Source organism: Arthrobacter sp. fls2-241-R2A-172 (assembly GCF_030208885.1).
GTDB lineage: Bacteria > Actinomycetota > Actinomycetes > Actinomycetales > Micrococcaceae > Arthrobacter.
In genome coordinates, this window is the sequence record NZ_JARVTB010000004.1 from 343,664 (window position 1) to 355,550 (window position 11,887).

Annotated in this window: 10 protein-coding genes; 6 read left to right on the plus strand and 4 right to left on the minus strand. The window is 63.0% G+C overall.

The genetic code is table 11. The features are described 5' to 3' along the window. Nucleotides 1–56: 56 nt before the first annotated feature. Nucleotides 57–1,625, plus strand: a complete 1,569-nt coding sequence (locus QRM57_RS09735; protein ID WP_257370590.1) for a Na+/H+ antiporter — start codon at nt 57–59, stop codon at nt 1,623–1,625. A gap of 13 nt (nt 1,626–1,638) precedes the next feature. On the opposite strand, the gene QRM57_RS09740 is transcribed toward QRM57_RS09735, so the two are convergent. Further along, nucleotides 1,639–2,850, minus strand: a complete 1,212-nt coding sequence (locus tag QRM57_RS09740; protein WP_284986441.1) for an ROK family protein — start codon at nt 2,848–2,850, stop codon at nt 1,639–1,641. A 230-nt stretch (nt 2,851–3,080) separates the two neighbouring features. Here QRM57_RS09740 and QRM57_RS09745 point away from each other — a divergent pair, with 230 nt between their 5' ends. The 5 genes from QRM57_RS09745 (at nt 3,081) to QRM57_RS09765 (ending at nt 9,003) form a co-directional block, all read left to right on the plus strand. After that, nucleotides 3,081–4,355 (plus strand): ABC transporter substrate-binding protein, encoded by a 1,275-nt coding sequence (locus QRM57_RS09745; RefSeq protein WP_416404912.1) that lies wholly within the window; start codon nt 3,081–3,083, stop codon nt 4,353–4,355. Nucleotides 4,356–4,376: 21 nt separating this feature from the next. Further along, nucleotides 4,377–5,291 (plus strand): carbohydrate ABC transporter permease, encoded by a 915-nt coding sequence (locus tag QRM57_RS09750; RefSeq protein WP_284986443.1) that lies wholly within the window; start codon nt 4,377–4,379, stop codon nt 5,289–5,291. After that, nucleotides 5,291–6,202: a carbohydrate ABC transporter permease gene (locus QRM57_RS09755; protein WP_284986444.1), complete on the plus strand. Its 912-nt coding sequence runs from the start codon at nt 5,291–5,293 to the stop codon at nt 6,200–6,202. Before QRM57_RS09750 ends, QRM57_RS09755 begins: the two co-directional genes overlap by 1 nt. A 77-nt stretch (nt 6,203–6,279) precedes the next feature. Then, nucleotides 6,280–8,034 carry a glycoside hydrolase family 13 protein gene (locus QRM57_RS09760; RefSeq protein ID WP_284986445.1) on the plus strand — a complete coding sequence of 585 codons (1,755 nt, stop codon included), beginning with the start codon at nt 6,280–6,282 and terminating at the stop codon, nt 8,032–8,034. Between the two features lie 15 nt (nt 8,035–8,049). After that, the gene (locus QRM57_RS09765; protein ID WP_284986446.1) at nt 8,050–9,003 is read left to right on the plus strand and encodes an aldo/keto reductase; all 954 of its coding nucleotides are present in this window, start codon (nt 8,050–8,052) and stop codon (nt 9,001–9,003) included. Nucleotides 9,004–9,100: 97 nt separating this feature from the next. Here the strand turns inward: QRM57_RS09765 and QRM57_RS09770 are convergent, their stop codons facing one another. The 3 genes from QRM57_RS09770 to QRM57_RS09780 are packed head-to-tail and all read right to left on the minus strand — an operon-like array spanning nt 9,101 to nt 11,887. Continuing rightward, the gene (locus QRM57_RS09770) at nt 9,101–10,033 is read right to left on the minus strand and encodes a TauD/TfdA dioxygenase family protein (protein WP_284986447.1); all 933 of its coding nucleotides are present in this window, start codon (nt 10,031–10,033) and stop codon (nt 9,101–9,103) included. A gap of 55 nt (nt 10,034–10,088) precedes the next feature. Continuing rightward, nucleotides 10,089–10,997, minus strand: coding sequence for an ABC transporter permease (locus QRM57_RS09775; RefSeq protein WP_284986448.1), 909 nt, complete (start codon nt 10,995–10,997; stop codon nt 10,089–10,091). Beyond that, nucleotides 10,997–11,887: an ABC transporter ATP-binding protein gene (locus tag QRM57_RS09780; protein WP_284986449.1), complete on the minus strand. Its 891-nt coding sequence runs from the start codon at nt 11,885–11,887 to the stop codon at nt 10,997–10,999. The genes QRM57_RS09775 and QRM57_RS09780 overlap by 1 nt, the downstream gene beginning before the upstream one ends.

Here is an 11,887-nt window from a genome sequence, read left to right on the forward strand (position 1 = left end):
GGGAACTTTTTCGGCAATGCCGGGAAGGGCCGTACAACATCTGGGGAAGCAGGGTTATGGATCAGTTGGCGCTCATTATCGGGTTGCTGCTTGCGACGGTGGTGGCTGTGGGCCTTGGCGACCGGCTGCGCCTTCCTTATCCGGTGCTGATGCTGCTGCTCGCTGTAGCACTGACGTTCATTCCGGGCTTTCCCGAGTTTGAGATCTCGCCGGACCTGATCCTGCCGATCTTCCTCCCGCCACTGCTGTTCGCCACGGCGCAGAAGAGTTCCTGGGCAGTCTTCCGCGTGCGCTGGCGGACACTGCTGCTCATGGCCGTGGCCCTGGTGGTGGTGTCCACTGCCACGGTGGCCGGCGCCGCGTGGCTGATGATTCCCGGCATCGGCATACCGGCGGCCATAGCACTGGGCGCCATGGTGGCGCCCCCGGACCCTGTAGCCGTGGAATCCGTCGCCGGACGCGTCCATATGCCGCGGCGGCTCATCACAGTCCTCCAAAGTGAGGGCCTGTTCAACGATGCCGCGGCCATCGTGATCTTCCAGGCCGCAGTGGCGGCAACGGTCTCAGGCAGTGACGTGGGGCCGAACGTGATACTTCAGTTCGTCGTGGGCGCGGCCTTGGCCATCCTCATCGGCATCGCGATGGGCTGGGTGACCAAGGTCATCACCAAGCTGGTTACCTCCATGGTGGCCAGAAGCGCTGTCACCCTTGTTGTGCCTTTCGCCGCGTACATCCTCGCGGAAGAGCTGCACGCCTCTGGCGTGGTGGCCGTCGTCGTAACCGCCTTGGAACTGCAACGCCATACGCGACCCCAGGACGCTGCCGAACGGATCACCCGGACGGCTTTCTGGGACGTGGTGGAACTGCTCGCCACGGGATTGGCCTTCGGCCTGGTGGGCCTTGAAATCCGTCACGTCATCCGGGATGAGGGGACGGCCATTTTCGGGATGATCGGCATGGCCGTGGTGATCTGCGTCCTGGTCTTCGTGGTGCGCTTCCTCTGGCTGGGCCTGCTCTCCCTGACTGCCCGACGGCGGCGTAACCTCCTGCCGACGTCCCCCAAGGAGGTGCTGATCCTGACGTGGTGCGGTATGCGTGGGCTGGCAACGCTGGCGTTGGCACTGGCGCTCCCCATGACTTTGCCCGATGGCAGCGATTTCCCGGCCCGGCACGAGATCCTGGTCATTGCGTGCGCCGTCCTCCTGGCCACTTTGGTCCTCCCCGGTTTGACGTTGCCGTGGCTGATGCGGGTCCTGAAGGCCACCGAGGATGGCTCGCACGAACAGGACGCAGCGCGGGTCTTGGCACGGCGTGCCCAGTCGGCGGCCGTTGCGGCGCTGAAGGAACACGACCTCATGAAGGAATTGCCTGCTGAGAAGGTGGCCTTGATTAAGGAGAAGATGCGCCGGCTTCACGCCGAGCTGCTGGATGGCACGTTGCAGAACGAGACCACGGCCGAGAAGCGCAAACGCGGGCGGGAACTGTCAATCGCCGTTCAGACGATCGCGCTGGACGCCGCCCGACAGGAAGTGGTCTCAGCGCGCAACGAGCCCGGGACCGACCCGGAGGTGGCTGACAGGGTGCTGCGGCAATTGGACCTCCGGACCATGTCGATGCCCGACTAAGTCCTGGGCGAGCCTAGGCTCTGTTCAACGACGCAGGGGAGAGGTCAAGGGCATTCGCTTCCACGTAGTCCAGTGCGTGACGAACCGCTCCGAGAGACACGATGCCATCGCCCAGGGTGGAGCTGGCAAGTCGTGGGGGAGTGAAGGTGAACTCCGGCAACTGCTGTTCGATGGCGGGAATCAGGGCGTTGGCGGACGCTGCGACACCTCCCGCTATGACAAACAGTTCGGGATTCACCAGGGTGCTGATCGAGCCGATGACCCGGGCCATTCGATGTGCCAAACGGTCCAGGGCGCTTTGCGCGGCCGGGTCGCCGTCGGCTGCCGCCGCAAAGACCATCTCTGCGGTCAGGGCTGATGGGTCACCGCCACACAGGGCCCCGAGCGCCGAGGCGGCGTCGTTTTTGAGGGCTTCGCGGCCCCACAGGGCAGCGTAGTGGGCAATTCCGTAGGTGTCGCCGACGCCGTCGACGTTGTCGAGGTAGCCGAGCTCGCCGAAGCCGCCCAGTTGGCCGTGGAGCAGGCGTCCTGACTCGAGGATGCCCGAGCCCAGGCGGTCGCCGGCCAGCATGACCACCAGGTTGTCCACTCCTTGGGCTGTTCCCTGCCACCGCTCGGCGAGGGCCGCAAGGTTGGCGTCGTTTTCGAGGAGCACATGCCAGCCATGCCGTTCGGAAACTATTCGGCGCACATCGAACGAGCGCCAGAATTCCTGGACCGTGGGCACTTCGCCTTGGCGGTTGACGGGGGCAGCTACGCCGACGGATACGGCGAGGACGGAGTTGGCCGTGATGCCGGCCTTGTGCATGGCATCTGCAGCGATGCGGTCCAGGACGTCGGCCCGTTCATCGGCGGGCACGTTGTCGGTCCGGAACGGCATGGTGACCTGGGACAGGGGGGTGCCGGCCATGTCCGCCGCAATGGTGGTGATCTTGGTGGCACCGATGTCTATGCCCAGGACGTGGGCCGCACTGTCGTCGAAGACGAAGCGGCGGGCCGGGCGGCCCTTCACGTAATCTCCGGCCACCCGTTGGTTTTCCAGTTCCTGGAGCCATCCCAGCCGTACCAGTTCATCGCAGATCGAGATGACGGTGGCGCGCGACAGTTCGGTGGAGGCCATCAGTTCGGTGCCTGTAACGACTCCCGCGCCGCGCATTGCCTTGAGCATTGCGCTGGCGTTAACCCGGCGGACCAGCTGCGTTGACGGTGCGGTACCGGTCAGCATGCTGCTTCCTCACTTTCCCGACCGCCTGCAGGAACTGAGACAGCGGCCTTTCTAAATTTAGTTCATAAATTTAGATCCCGACACATTTCGCTGAAAGTCTTGACGGTGTGGCGGCCGTCACCCAAGCTTAGCGATAGGTTGTAAATTTATCTCCTATCTAAACTCGGTGGGCAGGATGGTTGGCCCTCTGATGGTGACGCGGCCGTTGGGGTCCGCAGGATGAAAGGACTATGGTGTCTGCACAATCGACACGCAAGAAACGCCTGGCAGCGATGGGGCTGGGGCTGGCCCTGCTGGCAGGCCTCCTCTCGGGGTGCACGGGCGAACCGGGCAAGGAAACAATCCGGTTCACGTTCAGTAAGCGTGAGGCCATCGGCTTCATGGGCAAACTCGTTGCCGACTACAACGCTTCGCAGGACAAGACAGAGGTTGTCATGGACACCTCCGGCGTCGACGTCGTCTCAGCCAGCTTCGTGCGAGGCAACCCGCCGGACATTGCACTGGCCAACTACAACATGGAATCGTCCCGGTTCGTCCAGCGCGGGGTTTTGAGCGATCTTTCCGGAACCAACGCTGCCTCCCGCATCAGGGAAGACCTCCAGCCGTTGATGGACCAGTACGGCAAGTACCCAGGGCGTACCAGTGCCCTTCCCTATTCGGTGATGGCGTCCTCCGTGATCTACAACAAGGACATCTTCGCTGCGAACAACATTGAGGTCCCGACAACCTGGAGCCAGCTGATCGCCGCCTGCGAGAAATTGAAAGCCGCTGGCGTGACGCCGTTCTACGCCACGTGGAAGGACGACTGGACCATCGCGCAGGGATGGTTCGACTACTCCGTTGGCGGTCAAGTGGACACCCTTGACTTCTTCAAGAAGCTCGCCGATGAAGGGACGGGCGTCGGTCCGGATTCCTCGGTGTCGTTCCAGAAAGACTTCGACCAGCCGGTTTCCAGGATGCTGCAGTTGACCAAGAACTACGTCAATAAGGATGCAGCGAGCCGGGCCTATGGCGACGGAAACCTGGCCTTTTCACAAGGCAAGGCGGCCATGTACCTGCAGGGGCCCTGGGCATTCAGCGAAGTGGCCAAGACCGCACCGGATCTCAAGCTCGGGACTTTCCCGTTGCCGATGACCGAGAATCCGGAGGACCTGCGCGTCCGCGTCAACGTGGACCTCGCCGCGTGGATTCCTGAGGCGTCCAAGCACAAGGACGCCGCGCGTGACTTCCTTGAGTATCTGTACAAGCCGGAAGTGATGGACGCCTACAACAAGTCCCAGCTCGGGTTTACCCCAACTAAGGACTCCACGGTGGTCCCGGACCCGCGGATCGCGGGCATGGCCGGGTACTACGAGCAGGGAAAGGTCTATCAGGGTCCCTCGGTCCTGGTGCCAAAGACCATCCCGATCATGAACTACACCCAGGCGCTCGTCTTCGGCGCGGGACCTGAATCCACCCTCCGCACCCTCGACGCAGATTGGGCGCGCCTGGCGTTTCGCCAGTAGCGCCGGACCCTGGAGCCAAAAATGTCAATCCTCACCAACAAAACCACCTCCCGCAGGGGCCTTCCCCGGCAACGCGGCAAGCGTCCCGTCGAACCGATCTTCTACCTCTTCCTTCTGCCCAGCCTTCTCTTGTTCACCCTTGCCATCACCGTCCCGGCCATCATCGGTATCTTCTTCAGCTTCACGGATTCCATTGGCATCGGTGACTGGAAGTTCGTTGGCCTCACCAACTATGTTGCAATCTTTGGTGATCCTGCGATCCTGCAGAGCTACCTTTTCACCTTCGGTTTCTCGCTGGTTACGGTAATCGCCGTCAATGTCGTGGCCTTCCTCCTGGCAGTGGGCCTGACCTCGCGTATCCGGATGAAGTCCGCGCTGCGCACCGTCTTCGTCATCCCCATGGTGGTTTCCGGCATCATCATCGCCTACGTCTTCAACTTCCTGTTTTCCAATTCGCTGCCGGCGGCCGGGGCGGCAGCAGGGATTCCATGGCTGGAAAGCAGCCTGCTGGCCAACCCGGACCTGGCATGGATTGCCATCGTGCTGGTGACCGCGTGGCAGGCAGTTCCCGGCGCCCTGCTCATCTACATTGCGGGCCTGGTCGCTGTTCCCGGGGATGTTTACGAGGCAGCGGACATCGACGGCGCCAGCAAGTTCCAGCAGCTCGTCAAGATCACCCTCCCGCTGGTGGCCGGATACGTAGTCATCAACATCATTCTCGGGTTCAAGGGCTTCCTGAACGCCTACGACATCATTGTCGGGCTGACGAACGGCGGCCCGGGAACCTCCACCCGAAGCATCGCAATGACCGTGATCGCCGGCTTCAACGGCGGCGACTACGCCTACCAGATGGCCAACGCAACGATCTTCTTCGTTGTCGCCATCCTGATTTCCCTTGTACAGCTCTCATTGACCCGCGGACGGAATGCCCTCTGATGACCGAACAAGCCACCATCGAAACCGAAGCCCGGCAAACCAAGCCAAGCACCGCCGTCGGACGATCCCGCTCCGCTGGAAGAGTAAAGCCGGAGCGGGCCAACTGGTCGGGGACCGCCATCCTCCTGCTGTGCGCCGTTACTGTCCTGCTTCCCCTGTACGTCACGGTTTCCATGGCGTTCAAGACCCAGGGGCAGGCAGTTGACGGCAATGCGTTCTCCTTCCCGGCGCCATTCAGCCTGGATGGCTTCGTCCAGGCCTGGACGTTGACGAACTTCCCCGTCGGCGCTGCCATGTCGCTGCTGGTCACGGCAGGCACGGTGGTGGCAACCATCATCCTGGCTGCGTTCGCGTCGTACGCGATAGTGCGTAACTGGGAGCGCAAGCTGTTCCGGTACTCGTTCTTCTACTTGCTCGCGGCCATGTTCATCCCGTTCCCTGTGGTTGCACTGCCGCAAATCCAGCTCACCGGCCGGCTGGGTCTGGACAATCCATTCGGCGTCATCCTGCTCGCAACCATGTTCCAACTGAGCTTCAGCGTGTTGCTCTTCACCGCGTTCCTCCGTTCAATCCCCATGGAGTTGGAAGAGAGTGCCCGGATCGATGGTGCTACGACGTGGCAGACGTTCTGGAAGCTGATCTTTCCGCTGCTGGCGCCGATGAGCGCAACGGTTGGCATCTTTGCGTTCCTCTATGCCTGGAACGACTTCATGATGCCGTCCTTGATCATTTCCGATCCGGCCCTGCAGACCCTCCCGGTGCGGCAGAACCTGTTCCAGACCCAATTCAGCAACAACTACCACGTGTCCTTCGCGTCCTACCTCATGGCCATGGCACCCGCGATCGTTGCGTATCTCTTTACCCAGAGGTGGGTCATGGCGGGCGTCACGCAGGGCGCAGTCAAGGGCTGACCACTGTTGACCTTCCCGTGTCCAGCGTTTCATACTGGTCCGGGATCTAAATTTAGAATCTAAATCAAAGGAGTTCCGTGAGCACCCCCACTACGCAGGCACACCGTACCGACGCCGGACGCATGGCGGATCCGAACTGGTGGCGCCAAGCAGCGGTCTACCAGATCTATCCCCGCAGCTTCCACGACGCGAACGGGGATGGGCTGGGCGACATCAAGGGCATCACAGCCAAGGTCCCGTACTTGAAGGAACTGGGAATCGATGCCGTCTGGCTCAGCCCGTTCTATCCCTCGGCCCTGGCTGACGGCGGCTACGACGTGGATGACTACCGCAATGTGGACCCCAAGCTGGGAACCCTGGAAGACTTCGACGAGATGGCCGCAGCCCTGCACGCCGCGGGAATCAAGATCGTGGTGGACATCGTGCCCAACCACTCTTCGGACCGTCACGAATGGTTCAAGGAGGCCCTGGCCTCGCCGAAGGGGTCAGCCGCCCGCGAGCGCTACATCTTCCGTGACGGCAAGGGCGAAAACGGTGAGCTTCCTCCCTCCGACTGGGACTCCGTATTCGGTGGACCCATCTGGGAGCGCATCACCGAGCCGGACGGCACTCCCGGACAGTGGTACATGCACATCTTCGCCAAGGAACAGCCTGACTTCAACTGGGAGAACCCGGAAATCCGCGAAGACTTCCTCAAGACCCTGCGTTTCTGGTCCGACCGCGGGGTGGACGGCTTCCGCATCGATGTTGCCCACGGCATGGCCAAGGACCTGTCCGAGCCGATGCCCATGAAGGCAGACCTGCTGAAGAAGGCGCACGGAACCGACGGTTTCACCGACGGCTCCCACCCCTTCTGGGACCGTGACGAGGTGCACGAGGTCTACGCCGAGTGGCGCAAGCTCTTCAACGAATACAACCCGCCGCGGACAGCCGTTGCCGAGGCATGGGTCCACGAGTCCCGCCGGGCCCGGTACGCCAGCCCTGAGGGACTGGGCCAGGCGTTCAACTTCGACCTGCTGCAGTCCGACTTCGACGCCGCATCCTTCAGGAAGATCATCACGGACAACCTGGTCCACGCCAAGGAATCCGGCGCGTCTTCAACGTGGGTCTTCTCCAACCACGACGTCGTCCGCCACGCCACCCGCTACGGGCTGCCGAAGGGCGGCTCAGTGGCACAGGGAACCAACGCCGCGCAGGACATCACCGGCAGCGAACCCAAGGGCCAGGACGGTAAGGGGTGGCTTCTGGCCGGCGCGCCGGCTGAAGAGCTCGACGTCGAACTTGGCTTGCGTCGCGCCCGCGCCGCAACGCTGTTGTTGCTTGCGCTGCCGGGCTCCGCGTACCTGTACCAGGGTGAAGAGCTGGGCTTGCGCGAAGTGACGGAGATTCCCGACTCCGAGCGTCAGGACCCGTCCTTCTTCCGCAACCCGGGAGTGGAGATCGGCCGTGACGGGTGCCGTGTCCCGCTGCCGTGGACAGCGGAGGGCCCATCGTTCGGTTTCGGCTCCGGCGGCGCGCACCTTCCGCAGCCTGCGTGGTTTGCCGAGTACGCAGTGGCCAAGCAGGACGGCGTTGAGGGTTCCACGCTTGAGCTGTACCGGAAGGCGCTGCACCTGCGAAGCGAACTCCAGGCCGATGAGGAACTCGAATGGGTGGAGACCGGCAACCCGGATGTGCTGCACTTCAGCCGTCCCGGAGGGTGGCATACGCTGACCAACTTCGGCAGTGATCCCGTTGATCTTCCTGAGGGCGAGGCCGTGGTCTCCAGCGGACCATTGGAAGAGGGCAAACTGCCGTCGGACACCACTGCCTGGGTTGTGAGCAAGGCGTAGGGGAGTACTGACGCAATGGCGAACGGGCATGGACGCCTTATATACGGCTGCATGGGACTGGGCGGTTCGTGGGACGGTACGTCCTACGGAGCTGCGGAGATCGACCAGGCCGCTGCAGTGATCGACGCCGCGCGCGGGATTGGCGTTGAGCTGTTCGATCATGCGGACATCTACCGCAGCGGCAAGTCCGAGGCAGTTTTTGGGGAGGTCCTCGCCCGTTCGCAGGGCCTGCGCGAAAATATCAAGTTGCAGACCAAGTGCGGGATCAGGCTGGGGGAGCGGGGGTTGGATACGCACTACGACCTCAGCCGGGAAGCCATCCTTGAACGGGTCAACGGGAGCCTGAAACGCCTTCAAACGGATTACGTGGACCTGTTGCTCCTGCACCGGCCCGATCCCCTGATGGACCCGCATGAGGTGGCGGCCGCCGTCGGGCAGTTGATGGCAGAAGGAAAGGTGCGGCAGTTGGGGGTGTCCAACATGTCCGGCGCGCAGATTGCCTTCCTCCAGGACGAGTTGGAGACACCTATCGTGGCGAACCAGTTGGAAATGAGCCTGCTGCGGCGGGACTGGGTGGAGAGCACCGTGCTGGTAAACCATCCGGAAGGCCGGGGCTACAGCTTTCCGCACGGGACCGTTGAGTACTGCGTGGCTAATGGGGTGGAACTTCAGGCGTACGGGTCCCTGGCCCAAGGCCGTTTTACGGGGGCGCAGTCTGCAGAGCTTTCGCTGGCCGAATCAGCAACTGCAGACAAGCTCGCAGAGTTGGCGGCTGAGAAGAACACCACGCCCGAATCAGTGCTGCTGGGCTGGCTGATGAAGCACCCGGCCGGGATCTCGCCTGTTGTAGGGACCACTAACCCCGCACGTATTCAGGCATGCGCTGATGCCGCCGGCGTGGCCGCCGGCATGTCCCGTGCCGAGTGGTACGGACTATGGGTGTCGGCGAGGGGAAACAACATCCCGTAACGCTGGTTTTAACCCAACTGAGTCGCAGCTGTGTGCGTGATGACCTCTCAAAACGCGTTCAGCTGCGACTCAGTTGGGTGCCTACAGCAACACATGGCTATGAGACGGGGCTGGCCGGAGCGACCACGGAGTACGTGCTGGAGTCACCCTGGATCGCCTGGCTGGGCTTTCCGTCGATGCTGACCGGGATGTCGCCGGCGATGGTCACGCGGTTGAGCTTGCGCGGCTGGCCATCGTAGTTGTCCGGTGCGTAGTGCTGGGTGATGCGGTTGTCGAACAGAACCACCTGGTTGGGCTCCCAGTTCACGCGGACCACGTTCTCCGGTCGCGTCACATACGCCTGAAGCAGGCGGATGATGTCCTTGGACTCGGTGTTGGACAGGCCCACAATGCGAAGCCGTTGCGCGAAGCCCCCAATGAACAATCCGCGCTCGCCGGTCAATGGGTGGACCCGCACCACGGGGTGGGCGGTCTCGAACTTCAGCCGGGTGAACTCCTTGCGACGTTCCTCGGCGTTGGAGTGCTCCAGGTTCTTGGGCACCGAGTAGTCGTAGTCGTTCGTGTGGATGGCCCACAGGCTGTCCGCAAAGGTGCGCAGTTCCTCGGGCAGGTCCTGGTAAGCCCCGGCCGAGGAGGCAATCAGCGTCTCTCCGCCGTAGGCCGGAAGGTCGATGCTGCGCAGGGTGGATGCCTGCGGCGGGTTCACCACGAACGTGACGTCCGTGTGCCAGTTGTTGGCCGAGCCGTTTTCACTGTCAACGGGCAGGACGTTCTCTTCCCCTTCCACCGAAGCCACGGTCGGGTGGGCTTTGGTCAGTGGTCCGAAGTGGGAAGCAAACTTCACCTGGGCCTCATCCGTGAGGATGTTGGCCTCGCGGAACACCAGCGCCTTGTGCTCGTTGAGGGCTGCCCTGATCTGCGCCACGGTTTCCTCGCTGAGGTCTCCGCTGATGTCCAGCCCACGGATTTCGGCACCGATGCGGGAGCCGAGCTTGGCGAACTCGAGTTTGGTTTCGGTAATGACTGTCATTGTTTTTCCTTTTCGTTTCTGTGATGTGTGTGGCTGGGTCGCCACGGGTAAAAATTCAGGAGGCTGCAGAACCGACGGCGGTCCGCCACCGGGAGAAGTGCCGTTCCAAGGCCACCAGCAGGAAGTTCACACCGAGGCCCAGCAAGGACACCGTGAGGATGCCCGCGTACATGTCCGGGATCAGGAAGCTGCTCTGCGCATTGACAATCAGGTAGCCCAGGCCAGCCTTCGCGCCCACCATTTCGGCGGCGATCAGCACCAGGATGGATGCGGTACCGGCCATGCGGATGCCCGTGAAGATCGTGGGCACCGCGGAGGGCAGGATGACTTTCTGGAAGAGCCGGAAGCTGTTGAGTCCCAAGGAACGCGCTGCCCTGATCAGGAGCGGATCCACGGTCTTCACCCCGGCGATGGTGTTCAGCAGCACCGGGAAGAAGGCCGCGTAGGCCACGATGCTGATCTTGGATTCCTCGCCGATGCCCAGCAACAGCGTGAACACAGGCAGGAGCGCCAGGGCCGCCGTGTTGCGGAACAGCTCCAGGAGCGGGTTCAGGACCGAGTTCAGCCGCCCGTACCAGGCAATGAGCAAACCCAGCGAGACACCCGCCACCAGCGCGGCACCGAAGCCCGCAACGGAGCGCGTGAGGCTGGCCGCGATGTGGCCCTGGATGGTGCCGGATTCGAAGAGCTTGCCCCAGGCCAGGAGCACTTCGTGCAGCGGCGGCAGGAACACCCGGGTGGAGGGACTCGCCAAGTACGTGGGCCCCAACTCCCACAGCGCCAGGAACGCCAGGACCGCCGCGGACTTCCACACGGCTGAACCAAGCACCGCGGCGACACGACGCACTATGCCGGGTGCCGGCGTCGTACCCTCTCCGGCGGCTGCCGTCACGGAAGGTTCGACGGCGGTGCGTGCGCCAGCCGCGGAGGTTGCGGTTTCTGGATGTGCCAAGGTGGTGGTCATCAGGCCGCGCTCCTTTCAATAGTGGTGGTCACAGGTTCGTCCGGTGCGCTGCCATCCGGGAGGATCTTGCGGTGCCCGGCGTCCTGTGCCCGGCGGACTTCGTCGTGCAGCAGGGTCCAGACCTGGTGCCGGTGCTCAACAAAGGCAGGGTTGGAACGGATGTCTTCGTCGCCTTCACGGTCCGGGATGTTGATGTCCACGATCTCCTTGAGCCGCCCCGGGCGCGCGCTCAGCACGGCAACGCGCTCGCCGAGGTAAACGGCCTCGTCGATGCCGTGGGTGATGAACACGATCGTCTTGCCGGTGGCCTTCCAGATCCGGAGAAGTTCGTCCTGCAACTGCTCACGGGTCTGGGCGTCCAGTGCGGCGAACGGCTCATCCATGAGAAGCACGTCCGGCTCGTAGGCCAGGCTGCGGGCGATGGCAACCCGCTGCTTCATTCCGCCGGAGAGTTCATGCGGGTAGCGGTCCTCGAAGCCGGCAAGGCCTACCAACGCCAAGTACTCCTTGGCTTTTGCCGCACGTTCCCGGCGATTCAGCTTCTTCCCGTCCGGACCCGCCCCCTCAAGGCCGATCGACACATTGGCTGACGCCGTCCGCCACGGAAACAAGGCGTACTGCTGGAACACCACGGCCCTGTCCTTGCCCGGACCGGTAACTGTTTTGCCGTCCACCAGGACTTCGCCGGACGTCGGGGAGGATAAGCCGGCAAGCAGGTCCAGGAGCGTGGTCTTGCCGGAGCCGCTGGGTCCCACCAGGGTGAGGAATTCGCCGTCGCGGACGTCGAGGCTGAGCCCATCGATGGCGGTCAACCGGGTGGCCGCAGCAGTCTTGGTGGCGCGGACCGTGAATTCCTTGGTGACGTTGCACAAGCTGATTTTCGCCGTCAT

Excerpts from the sequence above, each read along its gene's own strand:
- QRM57_RS09735 (WP_257370590.1), top strand. The coding sequence starts at position 57 with ATGGATCAGTTGGCGCTCATTATCGGGTTGCTGCTTGCGACGGTGGTG.
- QRM57_RS09740 (WP_284986441.1), bottom strand. The coding sequence starts at position 2,850 with ATGCTGACCGGTACCGCACCGTCAACGCAGCTGGTCCGCCGGGTTAAC.
- QRM57_RS09745 (WP_416404912.1), top strand. The coding sequence starts at position 3,081 with ATGGTGTCTGCACAATCGACACGCAAGAAACGCCTGGCAGCGATGGGG.
- QRM57_RS09750 (WP_284986443.1), top strand. The coding sequence starts at position 4,377 with ATGTCAATCCTCACCAACAAAACCACCTCCCGCAGGGGCCTTCCCCGG.
- QRM57_RS09755 (WP_284986444.1), top strand. The coding sequence starts at position 5,291 with ATGACCGAACAAGCCACCATCGAAACCGAAGCCCGGCAAACCAAGCCA.
- QRM57_RS09765 (WP_284986446.1), top strand. The coding sequence starts at position 8,050 with ATGGCGAACGGGCATGGACGCCTTATATACGGCTGCATGGGACTGGGC.
- QRM57_RS09770 (WP_284986447.1), bottom strand. The coding sequence starts at position 10,033 with ATGACAGTCATTACCGAAACCAAACTCGAGTTCGCCAAGCTCGGCTCC.
- QRM57_RS09775 (WP_284986448.1), bottom strand. The coding sequence starts at position 10,997 with ATGACCACCACCTTGGCACATCCAGAAACCGCAACCTCCGCGGCTGGC.
- QRM57_RS09780 (WP_284986449.1), bottom strand. The coding sequence starts at position 11,887 with ATGACGGCGAAAATCAGCTTGTGCAACGTCACCAAGGAATTCACGGTC.